Annotated in this window: 19 protein-coding genes; 5 read left to right on the top strand and 14 right to left on the bottom strand. The window is 73.0% G+C overall.

Annotation, left to right across the window (positions count from 1 at the left end):
- Nucleotides 1–9: 9 nt before the first annotated feature.
- Nucleotides 10–2,022, bottom strand: coding sequence for an APC family permease (locus ACFWGN_RS07770; RefSeq protein ID WP_191805015.1), 2,013 nt, complete (start codon nt 2,020–2,022; stop codon nt 10–12).
- A gap of 124 nt (nt 2,023–2,146) precedes the next feature.
- Between ACFWGN_RS07770 and ACFWGN_RS07765 the strand changes: the two genes are divergently transcribed.
- Together ACFWGN_RS07765 and ACFWGN_RS07760 are read left to right on the top strand one after the other, a co-directional pair.
- A complete protein-coding gene (locus ACFWGN_RS07765; protein ID WP_191805089.1) occupies nt 2,147–2,800 on the top strand; it encodes a TrkA family potassium uptake protein in 654 nt (217 codons plus the stop codon).
- Complete coding sequence (locus ACFWGN_RS07760) at nt 2,800–3,516, top strand: TrkA family potassium uptake protein (protein ID WP_191805018.1); 717 nt, start codon at nt 2,800–2,802, stop codon at nt 3,514–3,516. Before ACFWGN_RS07765 ends, ACFWGN_RS07760 begins: the two co-directional genes overlap by 1 nt.
- A 142-nt stretch (nt 3,517–3,658) precedes the next feature.
- On the opposite strand, the gene ACFWGN_RS07755 is transcribed toward ACFWGN_RS07760, so the two are convergent.
- From ACFWGN_RS07755 to dut, 4 genes are all read right to left on the bottom strand, one after another.
- Nucleotides 3,659–4,561 carry a DUF3159 domain-containing protein gene (locus ACFWGN_RS07755; protein ID WP_377616391.1) on the bottom strand — a complete coding sequence of 301 codons (903 nt, stop codon included), beginning with the start codon at nt 4,559–4,561 and terminating at the stop codon, nt 3,659–3,661.
- Nucleotides 4,562–4,595: 34 nt separating this feature from the next.
- Nucleotides 4,596–4,964: an OB-fold nucleic acid binding domain-containing protein gene (locus ACFWGN_RS07750; RefSeq protein ID WP_191805022.1), complete on the bottom strand. Its 369-nt coding sequence runs from the start codon at nt 4,962–4,964 to the stop codon at nt 4,596–4,598.
- A gap of 6 nt (nt 4,965–4,970) precedes the next feature.
- Nucleotides 4,971–5,723, bottom strand: a complete 753-nt coding sequence (locus tag ACFWGN_RS07745) for a DUF3710 domain-containing protein (RefSeq protein WP_377616390.1) — start codon at nt 5,721–5,723, stop codon at nt 4,971–4,973.
- A 150-nt stretch (nt 5,724–5,873) separates the two neighbouring features.
- Entirely contained in the window at nt 5,874–6,377 is a 504-nt protein-coding gene (gene dut / locus ACFWGN_RS07740) for a dUTP diphosphatase (protein WP_377616529.1), read from the bottom strand.
- Nucleotides 6,378–6,460: 83 nt separating this feature from the next.
- Between dut and ACFWGN_RS07735 the strand changes: the two genes are divergently transcribed.
- Nucleotides 6,461–6,940 (top strand): DUF3093 domain-containing protein, encoded by a 480-nt coding sequence (locus tag ACFWGN_RS07735; protein ID WP_377616389.1) that lies wholly within the window; start codon nt 6,461–6,463, stop codon nt 6,938–6,940.
- Nucleotides 6,941–7,060: 120 nt separating this feature from the next.
- Here the strand turns inward: ACFWGN_RS07735 and ACFWGN_RS07730 are convergent, their stop codons facing one another.
- From ACFWGN_RS07730 to ACFWGN_RS07720, 3 genes are all read right to left on the bottom strand, one after another.
- Nucleotides 7,061–7,360, bottom strand: a complete 300-nt coding sequence (locus tag ACFWGN_RS07730; RefSeq protein ID WP_056650168.1) for a DUF4193 domain-containing protein — start codon at nt 7,358–7,360, stop codon at nt 7,061–7,063.
- A 234-nt stretch (nt 7,361–7,594) separates the two neighbouring features.
- Complete coding sequence (locus tag ACFWGN_RS07725) at nt 7,595–8,446, bottom strand: inositol monophosphatase family protein (protein ID WP_377616388.1); 852 nt, start codon at nt 8,444–8,446, stop codon at nt 7,595–7,597.
- A gap of 3 nt (nt 8,447–8,449) precedes the next feature.
- Nucleotides 8,450–9,100 (bottom strand): trimeric intracellular cation channel family protein, encoded by a 651-nt coding sequence (locus ACFWGN_RS07720; RefSeq protein WP_377616387.1) that lies wholly within the window; start codon nt 9,098–9,100, stop codon nt 8,450–8,452.
- A gap of 134 nt (nt 9,101–9,234) precedes the next feature.
- On the opposite strand from ACFWGN_RS07720, the gene sepH reads away from it, so the two are divergent.
- Nucleotides 9,235–10,536: a septation protein SepH gene (gene sepH, locus ACFWGN_RS07715; RefSeq protein WP_377616386.1), complete on the top strand. Its 1,302-nt coding sequence runs from the start codon at nt 9,235–9,237 to the stop codon at nt 10,534–10,536.
- Between the two features lie 52 nt (nt 10,537–10,588).
- Here the strand turns inward: sepH and ACFWGN_RS07710 are convergent, their stop codons facing one another.
- From ACFWGN_RS07710 to ACFWGN_RS07695, 4 genes are all read right to left on the bottom strand, one after another.
- A complete protein-coding gene (locus tag ACFWGN_RS07710; protein ID WP_377616384.1) occupies nt 10,589–11,251 on the bottom strand; it encodes a thymidine kinase in 663 nt (220 codons plus the stop codon).
- A gap of 84 nt (nt 11,252–11,335) precedes the next feature.
- On the bottom strand, nt 11,336–12,508 hold the full coding sequence (locus ACFWGN_RS07705; protein WP_377616383.1) for an alkaline phosphatase family protein: 1,173 nt from the start codon (nt 12,506–12,508) through the stop codon (nt 11,336–11,338).
- Nucleotides 12,505–13,107: a DUF5998 family protein gene (locus tag ACFWGN_RS07700; protein WP_056650182.1), complete on the bottom strand. Its 603-nt coding sequence runs from the start codon at nt 13,105–13,107 to the stop codon at nt 12,505–12,507. Before ACFWGN_RS07700 ends, ACFWGN_RS07705 begins: the two co-directional genes overlap by 4 nt.
- Nucleotides 13,108–13,193: 86 nt before the next feature.
- Nucleotides 13,194–16,121 carry a GNAT family N-acetyltransferase gene (locus ACFWGN_RS07695; RefSeq protein ID WP_377616381.1) on the bottom strand — a complete coding sequence of 976 codons (2,928 nt, stop codon included), beginning with the start codon at nt 16,119–16,121 and terminating at the stop codon, nt 13,194–13,196.
- 235 nt (nt 16,122–16,356) lie between these two features.
- On the opposite strand from ACFWGN_RS07695, the gene ACFWGN_RS07690 reads away from it, so the two are divergent.
- Nucleotides 16,357–18,840: a DNA topoisomerase (ATP-hydrolyzing) subunit A gene (locus ACFWGN_RS07690; protein WP_377616379.1), complete on the top strand. Its 2,484-nt coding sequence runs from the start codon at nt 16,357–16,359 to the stop codon at nt 18,838–18,840.
- A 112-nt stretch (nt 18,841–18,952) separates the two neighbouring features.
- Here the strand turns inward: ACFWGN_RS07690 and ACFWGN_RS07685 are convergent, their stop codons facing one another.
- Both ACFWGN_RS07685 and ACFWGN_RS07680 read right to left on the bottom strand, forming a co-directional pair.
- Nucleotides 18,953–19,741 carry a lysoplasmalogenase gene (locus ACFWGN_RS07685; RefSeq protein WP_377616378.1) on the bottom strand — a complete coding sequence of 263 codons (789 nt, stop codon included), beginning with the start codon at nt 19,739–19,741 and terminating at the stop codon, nt 18,953–18,955.
- A gap of 90 nt (nt 19,742–19,831) precedes the next feature.
- On the bottom strand, nt 19,832–20,968 hold the full coding sequence (locus ACFWGN_RS07680; protein ID WP_377616376.1) for a GNAT family N-acetyltransferase: 1,137 nt from the start codon (nt 20,966–20,968) through the stop codon (nt 19,832–19,834).
- Between the last annotated feature and the right edge of the window lie 34 nt (nt 20,969–21,002).

Genomic DNA, 21,002 nt, shown 5'->3' with positions numbered 1-21,002 from the left:
ACGTCCGGCTCAGTAGCGGCGGTTGATCCGCTTCTGCGCCGCGAAGCTCTCCTTCTCGAGGCCGGTCTGTCCCTTGGTCGAGGACAGCTGCCACGGCACCGAGGCCACGACCACGCCCGGGGTGAACAGGAGCCGCCCCTTGAGGCGCAGCGCGCTCTGGTTGTGCAGCAGGTGCTCCCACCAGTGCCCCACGACGTACTCGGGGATGTAGACCACGACCAGGTCGCGCGGGCTCTCGCGGTGGATCGAGCGCACGTAGGACAGGATCGGTCGGGTGATCTCACGGAACGGCGAGTCCAGGACGCGCAGCGGGACCGGGATGTCGAGCGCCTCCCACTCCGCGGTGAACTCGGCGACCTCGTCCGCGTCGACACCCACCGTCACGGCCTCGAGCACCGAGGGTCGCGAGGCCCGCGCGTAGGCCAGGGCACGCATGGTGGGCTTGTGCAGCTTGGAGACCAGGACGAGCGCGTGGACCCGGCTCGGCAGAGCGCGTGCCGCCGCAGGGTCCTCGCCCAGGGTGAGCTCGTCGCGCACCGAGTCGTAGTGCTTGCGGATCGCCCGCATGAGCACGAACACGACCGCCATCGCGAGGATCGCGATCCAGGCCCCGTGCGTGAACTTGGTGAGCAGGACGATGACCAGGACGGTCCCGGTCATCCCGAAGCCGATCGCGTTGACGACCCGCGAGCGCTTCATCTTGGTGCGGAAGCGCGGGTCCGGGGTGGTGCGCAGCTCGCGGGTCCAGTGCTTGATCATCCCGAGCTGGGACAGCGTGAAGGACACGAACACGCCCACGATGTAGAGCTGGATCAGTCGCGTGACCTGGGCGTCGAACGCCCAGATGAGGGCGATCGCCGCGACCGCGAGCGTCACGATGCCGTTCGAGAACGCGAGACGGTCGCCCCGCGTGTGGAGCTGGCGCGGGAGGTAGCCGTCCTTGGCGAGGATCGAGGCCAGGACCGGGAAGCCGTTGAACGCGGTGTTGGCGGCGAAGACGAGGATGAGCCCGGTGACCGCTGCCACGGCGTAGAACGCGATCGGGAAGCCTTGGAACACGACCTGCGCGAGCTGGCCGATGACCGGGTCCTGCACGAAGTCGTCGGGCACGGGCTGGCCGTTGATCGTGAGCTGCTCGGAGGGGTTCTCGGCGAAGTGGACACCGGTCTTCTGCGCGAGGAAGAGGATCGCCATGATCATGAAGGCGGAGATCGTGCCGAGCAGCGCGAGCGTCGTGGCGGCGTTGCGCGACTTGGGCTTCTTGAACGCCGGCACCCCGTTGCTGATCGCCTCGACGCCCGTGAGCGCTGCGCAGCCGGAGGCGAAGGCGCGCGCCACGAGGAACGCCCCCGCGAGGCCGGTCAGCCCTTGGTCGAAGTGGCTCTCGGCGACGAGCTCGTAGGTCGAGCTCTCGGCCATGGGCAGGGTACCCATGGCCGACCGGACGAAGCCGACCACCGCGGTCATCCCGATCGCGAACATGAACAGGTACACAGGGATCGCGAAGAACGAGCCCGACTCCTTGACCCCACGCAGGTTGATCAGGGTCAGCAGCACGACCAGGGTGATCGCGAACGCAGCCTCGTGGCCGCGCAGGAACGGCAGCGCGGCCGCGGCGTACTGGGTCCCCGAGGAGATCGAGACCGCCACCGTCAGGATGTAGTCGACCATGAGCGCCGACGCGACACCGACGCCCGCGGTCGGTCCCAGGTTGACCGTGGCGACCTCGTAGTCCCCGCCCCCCGAGGGGTAGGCGTGCACGTTCTGGCGGTAGGACGCCACCACGGTCAGCAGGACGACGACGACGGCCAGCCCGACCCACGGGGAGATGGTCGTGGCAGCCAGGCCGGCGATCGAGAGGGTCAGCAGGATCTCGTCCGGGGCGTACGCGACGGACGAGAGCGCGTCCGAGGCGAAGACCGGGAGCGCGATGCGCTTCGGTAGCAGGGTGTGCCCCAGGTCGTCGCTGCGGACGGGACGTCCGAGCAGCAATCGTTTGGCGGCATCAGCGATATCCGACACGTTGGTCCATGCTAGGCCCTCGGAGGGCCCTTGACGCGTCCACGGCCCCACGGATCTTGCCGCTCGCTCCTGTACGTGGACGCGACGCCGTCACGGTAGCGTTTCGCTCGTGCACTTCGTGATCATGGGATGTGGCCGTGTCGGCGCCACCCTCGCCCAGTCTCTCGAGAACCGCGGCCACTCGGTGGCCGTGGTCGACCAGAACCCCGACGCCTTCCGACGGCTGTCCGCGGAGTTCTCCGGCAAGAAGGTCACGGGCCTCGGGTTCGACCGCGACACGCTCGTCCAGGCGGGCATCGAGGACGCCTACGCGTTCGCCGCGGTCTCCGACGGCGACAACTCGAACATCCTCGCCGCGCGCGTGGTGCGCGAGACGTACGGCGTCGACAACGTCGTGGCCCGCATCTACGACCCTCACCGCGCCGAGATCTACCAGCGGCTGGGGATCCCGACGGTCGCGACCGTCCGCTGGACCTCGGACCAGGTCCTGCGTCGAATGCTCCCGCTCGGCGCGACCGACGAGTACCGCGACCCCTCGGGCCAGGTCCGCCTCGCGCAGACCGACTTCCACCCGGGCTGGGTCGGCCACGCGGTCGGGACCATCGAGTCGGCGACCGGCGCCCGTGTCGCGTTCCTCGGCCGGTTCGGCGAGGGGGTCCTGGCGACCCCCAGCACCGTCCTGCAGGAGAACGACGTGCTGCACGTGCTCATGCGAAGCACCGACGCCCCCACGGTCGAGCGCGTCCTCACGCACGCCCCCTCACTCAAGGAGAACTGATGCGCGTCGTCGTCGTCGGAGCAGGTTCGGTCGGGCGCTCGATCGCCCGCGAGCTGCTCAGCCATGACCACGAGGTCACCATCATCGACAAGCAGCCCGCGGCGATGCGGGTCGCGCAGGTGGCCGACGCGGACTGGCTCCTCGCGGACGCGTGCGAGCTCTCGACCCTGTCGGAGGCCAAGGTCGACGAGTGCGACGTGATCGTCGCCGCGACCGGCGACGACAAGGTCAACCTCGTCGTCTCACTGCTCGCCAAGACCGAGTTCGGCGTGCCGCGCACGGTCGCCCGCGTCAACAACCCCAAGAACGAGTGGATGTTCGACGAGTCGTGGGGCGTGGACGTCGCGGTGTCGACCCCGCGCATCATGACGTCGATGGTCGAGGAGGCCGTCGCGGTCGGCGACCTGGTGCGGATCTTCACGTTCCACCAGTCGGGGGCGGACATCCTCGAGCTCACGCTCCCCCCGGACTCCCCGCTCATCGGCACCAGGGTCGGTCAGGTCGCGTGGCCCCAGGACACCGTGCTCGCGGCGATCGTGCGCGGGACCCAGCCCATCACGCCCAGCATCGACGACACCCTCGAGGTGGGCGACGAGCTGCTCATCGTGACGGGTCGCGACGTCGACGAGGCCGCGCTCCTCCGGGTGCTGGTCGACCCGACCGACGACGACGGCGGCACCGGGGTGATCGACGAGACCACCGGCCTGCCCGTCTGACGACGGGTGAACGGCCCGCGCCCGGACCGTTCGGGCGCGGGTCGCGTCATCGCGTCATCGCGTCATCGCGTCATCGCGTCATCGCGTCAAATCCTCGTGCAAGGCGCGCGGATCAGTTCACGGGTCGCAGCAGCGGCTCGGCTCAGGCGGACGCAGGGGCAGCGGGCTCCTCGTCCGCGACCCGCGGGCGCCGGACCAGCAGCCAGGTCACCCAGAGCGTGAGCGCCCACAACGGGATGCCCATGACGAGGCGAGCCGTGCCGAGCCACGCGACCGCGTCCTCGCCGGCCATGAACAGCGGGACCTGCACGGCCAGCCGCAGCGCGAACATGCCGACCCACAGCCACGTCGCGAGCGCGTAGCGCCGCATGAGCGCGGGGTCCCCGCGCCAGCGACGGGCCCACACCGTGAAGGCACCCGGGGCGGGCTCGCCGTCCTCCCCGCGCGGGACGGGTGTCTCGCCCGGGGTGACCGACGCTGCCGAGGCGGCTCCGGCGTCGGGCTCCTCGTTCGCCGCGACCGCGGCCTTGACCTTGTCCCCGTCCGTCCACCCGCTGCGCAGCGCCTCGACGACCAGCCCGACCACGGGCCAGCGCACCAGCACCGAGACCGCCATGGCGACCAGGTACGCCGCGTTCGTCAGCAGGCCCGCGGCGTAGTAGTTCTGCGCCTCGCCCGACTTCCACGCCCACAGCACGCCGATCGCGACCCCCAGGAAGCCTCCGAAGGCCTGCGTGATGGGTGTGCGCTGCACCAGCCGCGCCGCCACTGCCACGAGCGCCACCGCGACCGACGCGATCAGCGCCGGCTGGAGCGTGTTGCCCGTCGCGATGAACACGACCACGAACACGAGCCCCGGGGCCATGGACTCCACGAGCCCACGCACCCCGCCGATCGAGTCGGCGAGCGAGAACGACTCACCCGTCAGTGCGCGCACGCCCCGCGCGGCGCCCTCGTCCGGGGGGACGACGTCGTCGATCGCGTCCGCGACCTCCTCCACCTCCCGGGCGAGCGGCTCGGGGGCGGCAGGGTGCTCGTGCGTCATGTCGTCTCTCTCGCCTGCGGGGTGGGACACGGGCTCACTCGCCGGCGCGAGGGCGCAGCTCGTAGCGGGGGTTGAACATGGTGCGCCGGCCGGCGATCTCGCAGACCAGGCCCTCGACACGGACGCGTCGCCCCGGCTCGATGCCGGCGATGCGCCGACGCCCGAGCCAGACCAGGTCGAGCGAGCCCGAGCCGTCGTACAGCTCGGCCTCGACCGTCGGCACGCCCTCGCGAGGGCGCAGGATCACGGACCGAAGGACCCCCGAGACGTGGGCGCGCTTGCGGTTCGCGAGGTCCGCGACCGCCGAGCACCCCGTCTGCTGAGAAGCCTCGTGACGTTCCTCGTCCGCGGCGATCTCCTCCTGGGAGGCCAGCACGGAGTGCAGCGCCTGACGTAGCGACATCTCGGGTCAGCGCCTCTCGGTGATCTCCGGCCCGCGGGTCAGCGGGTCGAAGGCCGGGAGCGACGGGGCCGCCCCCTCCGGGGTCGCGACCGCAGGACGCGGCGCCTGACCGGGCAGGTGCATGGCCAGCAGGTCGCGCGGCGGACGGGCGTTGCTGTCGCGGACCACGACGATGTTGGCGAAGACCGACTCGAGCAGGCGCGCCGCCTCCGGGTCCACGGCAGCCTTGCCCGTCAGGACCCCGCGCAGGAACCAGCGGGGGCCGTCGACGCCCACGAACCGGGCCGCGCGGAAGCCGCGCTGACCGTCCGGACCCGTGACCGGGAGCTTCGCGAGCAGCTCGCGACCGAACGGGCCGGGGATGTCGTCGACCGTCCCGCCCTGCTGGGTCACCGACTCGGCGATCTCCTCGCGGATCTCGTCCCAGATGCCCATGGTCTTGGGGGCGGCGAACGCCTGGACCTGGAGCGCCGAGCCGTTGACCGCAGCGGCCGCCCCCGTGATCTTCTGGGTCTTCTTGTCGACCTCCATGCGCAGCTCCATGCCCGGGACGCCCGGGAGCCAGATGGCCCCGAGGTCCGCACGGGCACCGAGCTCGCTGACCTGCGAGGAGTCGAACGGGCCACGGGTGCCCGCGGCCGGGGCCACGGGGGCCGAGCTTTCGTCCGCACCCGCCGGAGCCTCCACGGACCCGGAGCCCTCGGCGACGACCGCCTCGTCGCTCGACTGCTGCGACGCACTACGCCGGAACAAACCCACGGAAGCTCTCCTTCAGCTCTTCGCCGCGTCGACCATCGACCGCGACTCGTACGGGACGGCGTGCACCGATCCCCGTCCCCACCACACTAGACCGCCGCGCCGCTCCCGTGACCCTCCTCGGCCACGAGCGAACACGACGCCGCTCCGGGCTCACCGCCCGGCGGCCCACCCGCCGCTCGACCCGAATCCGCCCTCGCCCCGGTGCGAGCCCGGCAGCCTCTCCGCCTGGAGGAAGCGTGCATGCTCGACCTTCTGGATCACGAGCTGCGCGATGCGGTCCCCGCGGTGCAGGACGACCGGCGCGGACGGGTCGGTGTTGTGCAGGATCACCTTGATCTCGCCGCGGTACCCCGCGTCGACCGTCCCGGGCGCGTTGACGATCGTCAGGCCGTGCCGGGCCGCGAGGCCCGACCGCGGGTGCACGAACGCCGCGTACCCGTCCGGGAGCGCGATCGCGAGCCCCGTGGGCACGGTCGCCCGGCCCTGCGGTGCGATCTCCACGTCGACGGTCGTCACGAGGTCCGCCCCCGCGTCACCCGGGTGGGCGTACGACGGGACCGTCGCGACGTCGTCGAGCAGCTGGACGAGCACCTCGACGTCGCCCGGACGGGCGGACGAGGGAACGGGCACGCGCGAGGGCGCTGGTTCTTCGATGGGCACCCGCAGAGCCTAGTGCTCGACGGGCGGGGCGGCGAACATCACCACGGGGCACCTCACGGACCTGGGATGATGGACCCATGCCTCAGCCTGACGCCGCCTACCGCGAACGCCTCCTGCCCGGACCCGGCGGCTGGTCCGCCGCCCTCGCCTTCGCCGTCATCCTGGGCATCGCCCTGTGGCCCGTGGACGAGGTCCTGTCCTACGTCACCGCCGGCATCGCCCTGGTGGTCCTGGTGGTCCTGCTCTGGTGGACCTCACCCGTGGTCTCGGTGGGGCCGGGCACCGACGGCACGCCCCACCTGCGCGCCGGACGGGCCGTCATCCCCACCTCGCTGCTGCGCGACGTCACGGTCCTGGACCGCGAGGCGATGACGCACGAGCTCGGCCCGGGACTCGACGCGCGCGCGTACGTCTGCCTGCGGGCCTGGGCGCGCACCGGGGTCCGGGTCGAGGTCGACGACCCGGCCGACCCGACGCCGTACTGGCTCGTCTCCACGCGCGACGCCCCCGCGCTCGCCGCCGCGATCACGTCCACGGCCAGGTCCGCCTCGGCCTGAGCCGCCGACGCCGGGCCGGACCACCGCCGGGCCGGACCACCCGAGACCGGGCCGCCCAGGACACGCGAACGGCCGCCACCCCGAGGGGTGGCGGCCGTTCGTCGTGTGAGGGTTCGGCGCTCAGGCCGCGCACTCCGAGCAGATCTGCTGCCCGTTCTTCTCGTACGCGAGCTGGCTGCGGTGGTGCACGAGGAAGCAGCTCGAGCAGGTGAACTCGTCAGCCTGTCGAGGAAGCACACGAACCGAGAACTCTTCGCCGGACAGGTCCGCGCCCGGGAGCTCGAACCCTTCGGCCGCTTCGGTCTCGTCCTCGTCCACAACGCCCGAGCTCTTGTCGGAGCGACGAGCCTGCAGCTCTTGGATCGAGTCCTCGCTGAGATCCTCTTCGCTCTTGCGGGGGGCGTCGTAGTCAGTTGCCATCTGTGGGGTCACACTCCGGAACGTCGTGGTCGAACATGGGGGTCGTTCGGTCCGGCGAAGGCCGTCGAACTGGCACTCCGTAGGACGCTTCGCGAGACGTCCTGACTGGTGTACGCGGTGTAATGCTCCGCCACCCGGAATTGTTCCCGGTGGCCCCCGGATTCTGCACCAAATACCGCGCGAGCGCACCCTCAGGGTGGGGTGTTCCTCGTCACCCCCGTGGAGGCCCGGGGATCAGGCCCCCGAATCGGCTCCTGCCGACTCGAGGATCGCGACCAGCGCCTCGACCGCGGCGGGCGGTCCCGCGACCGTCATGTCCGTCCCTGCCGGGCGCCCCCGCAGGCCGGTCACGAGCGCCCCGGCCTCTTGGGCCACGAGCGCCCCTGCTGCGAGGTCCCACGGGTTGAGGCCGCGCTCGTAGTACAGGTCGAGGCTCCCGGTCGCGACCAGGCACAGGTCGATCGCCGCGGACCCCAGCCGGCGGATGTCACGGACCTGCGGCAGGACCGTCGTCAGGACCTCGGCCTGATGACGGCGCCGCTCGGCGTCGTACCCGAACCCGGTGCCGACCAGCGAGGTCGCGAGCGGGCCCGCGGGGTTGACGTGCACGGGCTCGCCGTCGAGCGTCGCGCCCGCGCCGAGCCCCGCGGTCCAGGTACGGCCGTCGACGATCGAGTGCACGGCGCCTGCGAGCACGGTCCACTGCGCGGGGTCCGCGGGGCCCGCGACGACCGCGACCGAGATCGCGTACGAGGCCACCGAGTAGAGGTAGTTGACGGTGCCGTCGATCGGGTCGATGACCCAGGTGAGACCGGACGTCCCCTCGGAGGCCCCCTCCTCCTCTCCGAGGATCGCGTCGTCGGGTCGCTCGCGCGCGATGATCCGGCGCAGCAGGGCCTCCGACTCGGCGTCCATGGCCGTCACGACGTCGACCGCGCTCGACTTGGTCGAGGCCACCTCCACGTGCTCGGGCCGGCCGTCGCGCACGAGCGCTCCCGCCTCCCTGGCCATGCTCTCGGCGAGCGCGCGCAGTGCGGCGATCGTGACGTCGTCGGGCAGGCGGGGGTCATCGATGAAGGAGGTCACGGCTCACATCCTGCCCGACCCCGCACCCCCGCGACGACCGGACCACGGCCCCGGGACGGTCCACCCCAGCCGGAGCGAGACGAGCCGGAAGCCGAACACCAGGGCGATCGTCGCGAGCTGGCTCCACAGCGTGAGCCAGCCCTCGTGCCACAGCACGGCCGTGATCGAGGCACCGACGATCGCGGGGACCGCGTAGAGCTGGCGGTCCTGGAGGATGAGCGGGGCCTCGCTGCTCAGCAGGTCGCGCAGGATCCCGCCCCCGATCCCCGTGAGCGTGCCCACGATGACCGCGGCCATCATGCCGACGCCGTAGTCCAGGCCCTTGGTCGTCCCGATCACGACGAAGAGCGCGAGCGCTCCCGCGTCGAGCACGACGATGCCCCGGCGCATGCGTTCGAGGCGTGGGTGGAAGAAGTAGATGAACACTCCGGCCGCGAGCGCCGCGACCACGAGCTTCCAGCTCGAGATCCCCACGGGGGGCAGAGCGCCGATGAGCACGTCGCGCAGCATCCCGCCGCCGAGCCCGGTCGCCCAGGCCAGCACCAGGACCCCGAAGATGTCGAACGACTTGCGGATGGCGGCCAGCCCGCCGGACAGCGCGGCGCAGAACACCGCGCCCAGCTCGAGGACGTCGTCCAGGGGGAACTCGATCACGGGGAGAATCATCCCAGCAGACCTCACCGGGCGGCACACCGAGCCGCCTGCGCCGTCCCGGCGCGCCGGGATGGCACTCTCGGGAGTGCAGGCCCACCGGCGACGAGCCGGTCTGCGACGTCGTTGGAGGATTCATGAGTGAGCTAGAGCTGGTGAGGGTGCACGAGGACGGGGAGCATCTCGTCCTCGCCGGACCGGACGGTGCGCGGTTCACCCTGCCCATCGACGACGCGCTGCGCGGCGCCATGCGACGCGACCGCGCCCAGCTCGAACAGCTGCGTTCGCAGTCCCCCGACGTCCTGCCCGTGCGTGAGATCCAGGCACAGCTGCGCGCTGGGCTCAGCGCCCGCGAGGTGGCCGAGAAGGCCGGGATCCCGATCGAGCAGGTCCACCGCTTCGAGGGCCCCGTGCTCGCCGAGCAGGAGTACGTCGTGGCTCAGGTGCTCAAGAACCGCGCGGGTCACGACGAGGACTCCCCCACGTTGGGCGAGGTGGTCTCGGAGCGTCTCACGGCACGCGGGGTCGCCGAGGACGACGTCGAGTGGTCCGCGGCGCGCTCGCACGCGGGCCCGTGGACCGTCACCGCGCTCTTCCTCATCGGCGACCGTGCGCGCAGCGCCCGCTGGTCGTACGACCCCCAGAACCGCGCGTTGCACGCGCTCGAGGACGAGGCGCGCTGGTTGTCGGGCACGGACGTCGCCGAGGAGCCCGTCCGCGGCGTCCGCGGCGCGCTGTTCGACCACTCGGCCCGGGGCGGTCAGGCGTCCGCCGCACCGTCTGCGCCCTCCGCACCGTCCGCCTCGACGCCCGCGGACGCGGCAGACCCTGCGGACGCCGGCGACGGGCCCTCCCCGCTGCGCGAAGAGACGGACTCGACCTCGTCGATGCTCGACGACCTCAGCCAGCGCCGCGGCGTCCGTCAGCACCGCGACGAGCCGTCGGCGCCGTTCGAGGGGTTCGGGCCCCCGCAGACGTTCGACCTCGGTGAGCGCTCGGGGCGCCGGGACGAGGTGGACGCGGACCAGGAGCCGGCGGGGGCCAAGGTCTTCTCGCTGAGCAAGGTGAGCCGCAAGGAACAGCGTCCGGAGCCCGACGGCGGATCGCACGACGCGACGTCGTCGCACCGGGACACGGGTCACCCCGCGGGCACGGGCCATCGAGGGTCGCGCGAGACCGACGACGACCACGGCCCGACCGACCCGCACCCTGCGAGGGAGGGGGGCGCCGAGACGAGCACCACCCGACCGGGCGCGGCCTCGCACGGGGGGCGCGACGTCGTCGGGACGGTGCGCGACGAGCGCGACGGGCCCGACGCGACCGGTGAGCACGGCGAACGCCCCGCACCGCGCACGGGCGAGCCGCGACGCCCGCGCAAGACGCGGGCCAGCGTCCCGTCGTGGGACGAGATCGTGTTCGGCGCCAAGCCCGAGCACTGACCGGCTCTCCCCGCGCCACGGGCCCGGGCTCGACGCCGCCCCGGTGCTGCCCCTACCCCGCAGCCTCCGGCAGGTCGAGCGCGAGCCCGTCCCCGGTCGTCGAGCGCAACCGCGCGGAGACCGACGTCATGCGGCGCATGTGGTGCCGGCGGCACAGGACCTCGTACGCGACCTCGCTCGCGCTCTCCCCCGTGTTGCCGACCACGACCTGGGCTCCCTCGACGACCATCCAGCCGTCGATCGTGCGCGCGTTGTGCGTCGCGCGGGCCCCGCACCAGCACAGCGACTGCACCTGGAGCACCTCCACGCGGTCGGCGAGCTCGATGAGCCGCGCCGAGCCGGGGAAGAGCCGCGTGCGGAAGTCGGCCGTGATGCCGAACGCGTAGACGTCGATCTCGACCTCGTCGACCAGGCGGGCCAGCTGCTCGACCTGGGTCGTCGAGTAGAACTGGGCCTCGTCGCAGATCAGGTAGTCGACCGTGGTGCCGCGCATGCGCTCGGCGACCACGAAGGACCAGAAGTCGGTGTCGTCGCGGACCTCGTGCGCGGCGACCTCGAGACCCAGGCGCGACGACAGGCGGTCGGTCCCCGCGCGGTCGTTGCGCGAGAAGATCAGCCCGCAACGACCCCGGGCGGTGTGGTTGTGGTCGAGCTGGAGGGCGAGGGTGGACTTGCCGCAGTCCATCGTCCCGGAGAAGAAGACGAGCTCAGCCACGGTCGTGGACCTTTCGGTGCGGGGGAACGGGTCCCCGGAAGGTGGCGCCCGGGTGCTCGCGACGCCCGGGCGGAGGCGTGGTGCTCAGGTGGTCGTGACGAGCAGCGGGACCTGCATCTCGGTGCGTGTGAGCGAACCGTGGACGCCCACGAGCTGCATCGAGGCCGGCGTCTGGCTCCGTGAGTCCACGACCGTGGCCCTGCCCCGCATCGCGACCACGACGTCGCCGATCGTCGGCAGCACGTGCTCTGCGACGGGACCGAACCAGCCCGCTGCGACCGCGTCCTCGCGCAGCGCGACGAGGGCCGCGTCCCCGAGGACCTCGGACCAGCGACCGGCCACGGCCGACGCCTGGTCCGCGTGCGTGTAGACGTGCACGGCGCGCGGCTCGCCGCCCACGAGCGCGACCCCGCGGTCGAGCGCGGGCGTCCTGGCGACGTCCCAGCGCTGCGAGCGGTCGACGTCGACCATCCCGTGGTCGGCCGTGACGAGCAGCAGCGTGCCGTGGGGCAGCGCCCGGGCCAGGCGGCCGAGCTCGCGGTCGAGGTCCGAGAGCGCGTCGCCCCACTGCCGCGAGCGCCAGCCGTGATGGTGGCCCGCCTTGTCGACGTCTCCCCAGTACAGGTACACCAGCCCGGGGGCCGTGAGCTCCCAGGCGACCGTGTCGACGCGGTCCGCGATGGACTCGGCCGCGACGTAGCGCGCCCCGCGCAGGGCGGCCACGGTCATGCCCGAGCCCGCGAAGCGCGCGGGGCCCACCGACAGGACCTCGCGCCCCGTGGCCGCGACCTGCTCGAGGACGGGCGGCTCCTGCTGGAGCTCCTGGGGCGGGGCGGCGCCCTCCCACGAGACCATGTTCGCCAGGCGCCCCGTGGCGGCGTTGCGCTGGGTGTACCCCAGCATGCCCGTCCGCCCGGGCGAGGTGCCCGTGCCGAAGGTCCCGATCGCCGCGGCGGTCGTGCTGGGGAAGCTCGAGGTGAGCACGCGCGAGGACGGCAGGAGCGAGCGCAGGAACGGGGCGTGCCCCGCGCGCTCGGTGAGGTTGGCGTGGCCGAGCCCGTCGACCAATACGACGCACACCCTGTCCGCGGTGGGCAGCGCGAGGTCGGTGCGAGCCTGGGTCGAGCGGGTCCCCGTGGCGGTCGTCAGGTCGACCCCGAGCGCGCCCGCCGCCGCGGGCAGGACCGAGCTGAGCGCGAGGCCGTCGTAGCGGGGGGCGAGCAGGCCGTCGGGCAGGACCTCGGGCAGGACCGTCACCGGCTCGCCCGGCCTGCGTCGCGGCGGGCCGTGGCCGTCGAGAGCTCGCGCGCGAACGCGAGCGCGTTGCGGACGGCGTCACGCCCCTCGGCCTCGGCGCTCACACGCACCACGATGTCGTCGGGCGTGATCTGGCCCGTCAGGCCGTGGTCGGCCTCGCAGCCCGGGTCGGGGCACTGCGCGGGCTCGAGGTCCACGCGCGAGACCGCCCCCCAGCCGATCGCGAGCGTGACCTCGATGGGGGGCGTGCCGCTGCGGTGCTTCTCCGGGTCGAGGACGACGTGCGTGAGCGAGACCGAGCGCAGCTCGGTGATCGGCACGGACTCGGTGGTCGCCGCTGCAGAGGCCGAGGGGTTCTCGCTGTCCGCGGGGTGGTCGTCGACGTGGGCCGTGATGAGGCGCGTCGGGGTCAGGACCAGGACGGTCAGGTGGCGACGGACCTCGGTGTCGAACGTCGTCTCGACGTACACCAGGTGGGACACGAGTTCCTCGCCGGCGATCGCGACGTCGAGGACGTCCTGGACCAGCTCGGGGTAGTAGCCCGCGCGGCGCAGCTGGGAGGTCAGGTCGGTCCGGGAGGCAGATTCAGCAGATGGCACCCGGGCATTCTCCCACCGCTCGACACGGCGGGGCCAGTCCGCCCCGGGCTGTGGGCGCCCGGGCCCCGCGGCGGCCTGTGGACGCCTCAGCCCGGCAGGGCCCTGCGCAGGGTGTCGGCGCGCTGGGCGCCCGCGACCTGGACCCGGGCACCCAGCACCGCGGCGCCGTGCTCGGCGACCACGACCGGGTAGATCTCGACGCTGCGCAGCTCGGGCAGCTCGTCCGCCATGAGGGACACGCGCGCGATCAGGTCCTCGAGGGCAGCGGTGTCCGCGACGGGCGCGCCCATGTACCCGAACAGGCGGGGCGCGGCGCGGATCGAGCGGACCATGGTCGCGACGTCGACGTCCGTGAGAGGTGGCACGCCGTAGCTCACGTCGCCCAGGAGGTCGACCGCGTCGCCCGCGAGCCCGAACGAGACGACCGGACCGAAGAGCTGGTCCTCGGTCGAGCGCACGACGCACGCCACGCCGGCGTCGCTCATGCGCTGGACCTCGAAGGGCGCGGGGCCGCCCTGCTCCCCGTGCCCGTCCGTGCCGGCTCCCGGGCCGAGCACCCCCGGCAGCACGGCCGCGAGCGTCTCGCGCATCTGCTCGACGTCGTCGCGCAGCTCGTCCTCGTCGCCGATGTCGAGGCGCACGCCCCCCAGGTCCGCACGGTGCCGCAGCGACTCGGCGGTGCTCTTGAGGGCCACGGGCCAACCGATCTCGTGGGCTGCCGCGACGGCCTCGTCGGCCGTGCGGACGCGGCGCGAGGGCCACAGCTCGATCCCGTAGGCCGCGAGCAGGCGCCCGACGTCCTGGGGGTCGAGGTCCACCACGGTGTCCCCGACGAGCGCCCCTTCGACCAGGGCACGCGCCCCGTCGGAGTCGACGCCCGTCGGTCGCTCGACCGTGCCGTGGTCGGCCTCGCGCCAGCGGGCGTACCCGACCACGGCCCCGACCGCGGCGACCGCGTCCTCGGGCGTCGAGTAGGCGGGCACGTGCACGGGTGGTCCGTCGGGGTTCGTCGGGTCGGGGGCCGAGAGCTCCTCGGCGAGCCCGTGCATGCCCAGGACGCTCGCGACCGTGGTGCGCCCGCTCGCCGCGGCCGCGCGCGCGACGGCCCGCGAGAACGCCTCCCCGCGCGGGCGCACCGTGGGCACGTGCACCGCGACCACGACGTCGCACGCGTCGGGAGCGAAGATCGCTGCGACGGCGGCCTCGACCTCGTCGTCGTCGGCGTCCTCGGCCACGAAGCCCGACCGGTCCGAGACCACGAGCCCTGCCGACCCCACGGCCTCCGCGACGAGCGCGGTGAGCGCCGCCGAGGACGTGAGGAGCCCGATGCGCCGGCCGCTCGGCAGCGGCTGGTACGCCAGGAGCTGGGCGATGTCGACCAGGTGGTGGGTGTTCTCGGCGTGGATCACGCCCGACTGGCGCAGCATCTCGTCGAGCGTGCGGCGCGGGGCGCGCGTCGAGCGCACCGCGTGCCCGGGCGGCACGACCTGCCCCGAGCGCCCCGCGGTCACGACCACGACGGGCTTGACCGACGCGAGCCTGCGCGCGATGCGGGAGAACTTGCGGGGGTTGCCGATCGACTCGAGGTACAGGCACACGACCGAGGTCTCGGGGTCGTCCTGCCAGAACTGCATGAGGTCGTTGCCCGAGACGTCGGCCCGGTGCCCGGCCGACACGAACGACGAGACCCCGATCCCGCGGCGCAGGGCGGTCGCCAGGAGCGTGACCGCGGTGGGCGCCGACTGGCAGAAGATCCCGATGCTCCCGGCGGGCGGCAGCACCTCGGCCAGGCTCGCGTTGAGCCGGTGCTCGACGTGGGTCGTGAAGAGCCCGTACGTCGCGGGACCGACCACGCGCATCCCCGCCGCGTGCGCGGTGCGCAGCAGCTCGCGCCGCAGGGCCACGCCCTCGGGCCCGGTCTCGGCGTAGCCCGCCGAGAGCACGACGACGGCGCGCACGCCCAGGCGCTCGAGCTCGGCCGTGGCCGCGATCGCCTCGTGCGGGGGCAGCGCCAGGAGCGCGAGGTCCACGGGCCCGGGGACGTCCGCGAGTCGCGCGAAGAACCGGACGGCCGGACTCCCTGCCGCACCGTCGTCGTCGGTGCTGTCGGTGCTGTCGGTGCTGTCGACGCTGTCGGGCTCGACCCCTCGCTCCGCGGGCTCCGTGGGCTCCGCGGGCTCCGCGGGCTCCGCGGAAGGGTCGTCGAAGCCTGCGGGGGGAGCCACGCCCACGACGTCGAACGTGCCGTCACCCGGGTCCGTCAGCGCGTTGGCGAGCACGCGCTCGGCCATGAGACGGCTCGCGGTGCCGGGCTCCGCCGTCGGGCCCGGTCCGACGAGCAGGACGCGACGGGCCGTGAGCAGACCGTGCATCGAGCGCGCCTCGGCGCGGTGCTCACGGTCCGCCATGACCGCCCGCGAGCGCTCGGTCGGGTCGAGGTCGACGCTGACGGCGACGATCCCGTCGTCGACGTGCTGGCTCGTGGCGTACCCGGCCTCCTGGAAGACGGCGAGCATCTTGCCGTTCTGCGGCAGCACCTCGGCGCTGAACCTCCGCACCCCGCGCTCCCTCGCGGCGACCGCGAGGTGCTCGAGCAGCACCGAGCCCAGCCCGCGCCCCTGCTCGGCGTCGGCGATGTTGAACGCGACCTCGGCCTCGTGCGGCGTGACCTTGTCGAAGCGCGCGACGCCGATGATGTCCTCGCGCGACCCCTCCCCCACGCGCTTGACGGCGACCAGGGCCACGCGCTCGTCGTGGTCGACGACCGTGAAGCGCGCGAGGTCACGGTCCGAGAGCCGCTCGATGTTCGCGAAGAAGCGCAGGTAGGTCGAGCGCTCGGACTGCCCCATGTGGAAGCGCTGGAGGGCCGGGGCGTCGGACGGACGGATGGGGCGCACGTGCGTCGTGCTGCCGTCGCGCAGCACCACGTCTGCCTCCCACTCGACCGGGTACTCCCCCTGGCCGGCGTCGTGGGGCCCCGCGTCGGGCTCCGCCGGGACGTCGTGTCCGCTCACCCGCCCTAGGCTACGTGGGTAGCGGCACCGCTGGTCAGCGGCACGCCCGGTTCGCGGGAGAATGAGGCCCGGGTGTCGGTGCCCCGCAGTATCGTTCGCTGGTACTGCGGGGCACCGGCAACACGTCCCGACCGGGCCGCACCCGTGCCCGCGGTGCCCGCTGTGCCGCACCCGAGCCTTCGCCACGCGACGACCGCTGTCCCCGACCCACCGACCCGCAGGAGCCCGACGACCCATGGCGCGCAGACCGTCCGCCTCGAAAGCCCCGCTCGACCCGAGCGAGGTCCACGAGAAGATCATCGACATCGACGTCACGACGGAGATGGAGGGGTCCTTCCTCGAGTACGCGTACTCGGTCATCTACGCCCGTGCACTGCCGGACGCGCGCGACGGCCTCAAGCCCGTCCAGCGTCGCATCCTGTTCCAGATGTCCGACATGGGCCTGCGTCCGGACCGCGGCCACGTCAAGTCGGCGCGCGTCGTCGGCGAGGTCATGGGCAAGCTCCACCCGCACGGCGACACCGCGATCTACGACGCGCTGGTCCGTCTGGCCCAGCCCTTCTCGCTGCGCCTGCCCCTCGTCGACGGGCACGGGAACTTCGGGTCGCTCGACGACGGCCCCGCGGCCCCCCGGTACACCGAGGCCCGCCTCGCGACCTCGGCCATGGCCATGACCGTCGGGCTCGACGAGGACGTCGTCGACTTCATCCCGAACTACGACAACAAGCTGACCCAGCCCGAGGTCCTGCCCTCGGCCATCCCGAACCTCCTGGTCAACGGAGCCGCGGGCATCGCCGTCGGCATGGCGACCAACATGGCGCCCCACAACCTGGTGGAGGTCGTCGCCGCGGCCCAGCACCTCATCAAGCACCCCACCGCGGACCTCGAGGCGCTCATGCGCTTCATCCCCGGTCCGGACCTGCCCGGGGGCGGCAAGATCGTCGGCCTCGACGGCATCCGCGACGCCTACCGCACGGGCCGCGGCTCGTTCCGCACGCGGGCCACGGCGCGCATCGAGAACATCACGGCCAAGCGCAAGGGCATCGTCTTCACCGAGCTCCCCTACCTCGTGGGGCCGGAGAAGGTCATCGAGAAGATCGCCGAGGGCGTGAAGTCGAAGAAGCTCGTGGGCATCACCAACGCGACCGACCTGACCGACCGCGCGCACGGACTGCGCCTGGTCGTGGAGATCAAGACGGGCTTCAACCCCGAGGCCGTGCTCGAGCAGCTCTACAAGGTCACGCCGCTCGAGGACTCGTTCGGCATCAACAACGTCGCGCTCGTCGAGGGCCAGCCCCGCACGCTGGGCCTGCGCGAGCTGCTCCAGGTCTGGGTCGACCACCGGATCGACGTCGTGCGGCGTCGCAGCGCGTACCGGCTCGCCAAGCGCAAGGAACGGCTGCACCTGGTCGAGGGCCTGCTGCTCGCGATCGTCGACATCGACGAGGTCATCCAGGTCATCCGCACGAGCGACGACGCGGACACGGCCCGGACCCGCCTGCGCGAGGTCTTCGACCTCTCCGAGCCCCAGGCCGAGTACATCCTCGAGCTGCGGCTGCGCCGTCTGACCAAGTTCTCCCGCCTCGAGCTCGAGAAGGAGCAGGAGGCCCTGCGCCTCGAGATCGCCCAGCTCGAGGAGATCCTCGGCGACGACGCCAAGCTGCGCGCGGTCGTCTCGGCGGAGATGAAGGAGGTCGCCAAGACCTACGGCACGCCCCGCCGCACCATCCTGCTCGAGTCGGCGGGTGCCTCGCCCACCTCGGCCCAGGGCGTGCTCGGGACCATCTCGGCCGTGCCGCTCGAGGTCGAGGACACCCCCTGCTGGGCACTCATGTCCGCGACGGGGCTCCTGGCCCGCACGAGCGACGCGACCGAGCCCGGCACGGGCGGGCGCCGCCACTCGCACGACGCGCTGCGCGGCACCGTGCTCGCGAGCGTGCGCAGCGACGTCGGTCTCGTCACGAGCCGCGGACGGATCGTGCGTCTCTCCGTGCTGGACCTGCCGACCCTGCCCCCGACCGACGGTGCCCCGAGCCTGTCCGGCGGCGTCCCGCTGAGCGAGATCGTGAGCCTCGAGCCGGGCGAGGAGCCGTTGACGATCGTCTCGCTCGACCCCGACGCGCCCACCCTGGCGCTCGGTACCGCAGGCGGCGTGGTCAAGCGCGTCATCGCAGGCGACGTGCCGACCAACCGCGACGCATGGGAGGTCATCTCCCTCAAGGAGGGCGACAGCGTGGTCGGAGCGGCACCGGTCACCGACCAGGACGAGCTCGTGTTCGTCAGCTCCGACGCGAACCTGCTGCACTTCGACGCGTCGGCCGTGCGCCCCCAGGGGCGCAGCGCGGCCGGCATGGCGGGCATCAAGCTCGGCCCGGACCAGCGCGTCACGTTCTTCGGGGTCGTCGAGGCCGACAGCCGCGACCTCATGACCGTCGTGACCATCGCCGGGTCGTCCGACGCCCTGCCGGGCACGCAGGCGGGCGCCGGGAAGGTCACGCCGTACGAGCTGTACCCGGGCAAGGGACGCGCGACGGGCGGCGTCCGCGCCCAGCGCTTCCTCAAGGGCGAGGACTCGCTCATCTTCGCGTGGGTCGGCCGCGGCCCCGGCCGGGCCGTCGGGTCCGCCGGGCAGCCGGTCGACCTCCCACCGGTCGACCAGCGACGCGACGGCTCGGGCGCCCCGCTCGACGTCCCGATCACCGCGATCGGCGTCGGCTGAGCACAGCACGACCTCGCCGCGTCGTGCGGCGAACGGCCGAGGGGCCGACCGGTGTCTCCGGTCGGCCCCTCGGCCGTCTCGTGCGGCGTGCACGGCGCACAGGGCACGCCGACTAGGACTCCCCGGCCTCGCCCGCGTCGCGACGCAGGATCCCGACCGTGAGCAGCGCCTGGCCCGCGAGGTAGGTGAGCATGACCCAGAACCCCGACGACAGCGGCCCCGGGACCTCGAAGCCCGGGACGAACGCCCCGAGCGCGATGAGCGCGTCGGAGACCAGGAAGATCGCCCCGCCGATGCCCGCGACCCGGTGCACGCCGGTCGACAGCACCGCCATGAGCGTCAGGCACAGGCCGTAGACCATGACCGGGACCAGCAGCGCGCCCGCGTGCGGGGCGCACAGGACCACGAGCGCCACGAGGGCGAGCGCGTAGGGCACGAGCAGGACCGGGCGGCGCAGCACGCTCGACCCGCGCGACGGCCAGAAGGCCGCGACGTACGCGAGCTGCGCGAGCAGGAAGAACCCGACCATGGTCAGGAACGAGGCGTCGCCGCTCGACAGGTCGGGCGCGGAGTCACCGAGCCAGGAGAACCCGAGCGCGACGAGCGTCCACCGCACGAGCCGGGACCGCCCGCGCGGCACTGCGGCCGGTGCAGCGGCCGCGCCGCGGGGCGATCCCGTCGCGGTCCAGACGACGAGCGCCAGGAGCGGCATGACGAACCACTGGGTCATGTTCGCGACCTGCTCCGCTCCGGCCAGGTGGGCGACCAGGTGCACCACGGAGAGCAGCAGGAAGGCACCGGCCGCGAGCGCCGCCAGGGGGCGGCGCCGCAGCACGGCCATGATCGGGACCGCTCGGTGCGAGGTGGGTGCGTGCGAGACGCGAGGAGTCGAGGAGACCACGTCGTTCCCTTTCCAGGAGGGGCGACCCGGGTCACGGGCGCCCTGGCGCGCGGCACCGTTGCCGCGCTGACCTGGGGACACGGTAGGGCCTCAGAGCTCGATCGAGTACATCCGGGAGCCGTCCTTCTTCTCGTAGCCGAGGCTCGAGTAGAGCCCGTGGGCGCCGGACGGGTTCTCGGTGTCGACGTCGAGCTCGGCGTACTCGACCCCGCCCGCCTGGTACGCGGCCATGCCCGCGCTGAGCAGCGCGAGCGCGATCCTGCGCCCGCGGTACTCCCGACGCACCCCGAGGGTCTCGGTGTAGCCGCTCGAGTACCCCGCGACGGGCCAGTCCTGCTCGTACCGGCCGGACAGGAGGTAGCCGGCCACGACGGGACCGCCGGCCGTGCTGAGGGCGGGAGCCGCGCCGTCGGGCGTCTCGCTCACCGACTCCGAACCGTCGACTGCACCGGGAGCAGGGGCGACGTCGTCGACGACGAGCACGCTCCACTCGGGGGCGAACATGCTGCGCCCGTGCACCCACGACTCGGGCGTCGCGGGCTCGCTGCCCCAGTGGTCGCGGAACGCGTCGTTGTGGGCCAGGCGCGTGGCCTCGTCGAGCTCGGGAGACCATGGCACGACGCGCAGGCCGTCGCCCAGCGCGACCTCCGGGACGGGCAGCGACAGGTCGCGGCGCAGGGTCGAGTAGTAGCGGTTCGCGGTGTATCCCGCGGCCTCGAACAGGCGGCACTCGGACGCGTCGTCGTCCTGGACGTAGCCCGCGATGCGCGCGGGCAGCTCCTTGCCCGACGCCGCGAGGAGCTGCCGCGCCCGCCCCGTCGACCAGGCCAGGACCTGACGACCGACACCGCGTCCCCGCCACCGCGGGTGGACCGCACCCTGGACGAACGCGCGGACGACGCTCGCGTCCCCGGGACGGGTGTCGACCGACGCGTAGGCGCGCGGCTCGCCGTCGGCGTCCAGGCCCACCAGGGTGTCGCGCGCGAGGTCGCGCCACTCCCCCTCGAACATCTCCTCGGTCTCCTCGAGCGAGGTGCGGAACGGGTGCTGGTCGTGCTCCTCGACGGCCGCGGTGAGCCCGAACAGGGCCGGGGCGTCCACGAGCGTCAGCGAGCGCCAGACGAGGCCGTCGACCTCGGGGAGCGGCAGGTGGGCCGGTGCGGCCACGCGCTCGGCGATCGGGGCCAAGGTGGGCGGAGCGGGCGGGGCGGGCGGTTCGGTGCTCATGCGCACCACGCTAGGTCGCGAGGTGCCGCGCAGC

It is taken from the genome of Oerskovia sp. NPDC060338 (assembly GCF_042726295.1).
Lineage (GTDB): Bacteria > Actinomycetota > Actinomycetes > Actinomycetales > Cellulomonadaceae > Oerskovia > Oerskovia merdavium.
The sequence above is the reverse complement of the archived record's forward strand: the minus strand, read 5'-3'. Positions and strand labels throughout refer to the sequence as shown.

Excerpts from the sequence above, each read along its gene's own strand:
- ACFWGN_RS07730 (WP_056650168.1), bottom strand. The coding sequence starts at position 7,360 with ATGGCAACTGACTACGACGCCCCCCGCAAGAGCGAAGAGGATCTCAGC.
- ACFWGN_RS07755 (WP_377616391.1), bottom strand. The coding sequence starts at position 4,561 with ATGACGCACGAGCACCCTGCCGCCCCCGAGCCGCTCGCCCGGGAGGTG.
- ACFWGN_RS07690 (WP_377616379.1), top strand. The coding sequence starts at position 16,357 with ATGGCGCGCAGACCGTCCGCCTCGAAAGCCCCGCTCGACCCGAGCGAG.
- ACFWGN_RS07765 (WP_191805089.1), top strand. The coding sequence starts at position 2,147 with ATGGGATGTGGCCGTGTCGGCGCCACCCTCGCCCAGTCTCTCGAGAAC.
- sepH (WP_377616386.1), top strand. The coding sequence starts at position 9,235 with ATGAGTGAGCTAGAGCTGGTGAGGGTGCACGAGGACGGGGAGCATCTC.
- ACFWGN_RS07750 (WP_191805022.1), bottom strand. The coding sequence starts at position 4,964 with ATGTCGCTACGTCAGGCGCTGCACTCCGTGCTGGCCTCCCAGGAGGAG.
- ACFWGN_RS07680 (WP_377616376.1), bottom strand. The coding sequence starts at position 20,968 with ATGAGCACCGAACCGCCCGCCCCGCCCGCTCCGCCCACCTTGGCCCCG.
- ACFWGN_RS07735 (WP_377616389.1), top strand. The coding sequence starts at position 6,461 with ATGCCTCAGCCTGACGCCGCCTACCGCGAACGCCTCCTGCCCGGACCC.
- ACFWGN_RS07760 (WP_191805018.1), top strand. The coding sequence starts at position 2,800 with ATGCGCGTCGTCGTCGTCGGAGCAGGTTCGGTCGGGCGCTCGATCGCC.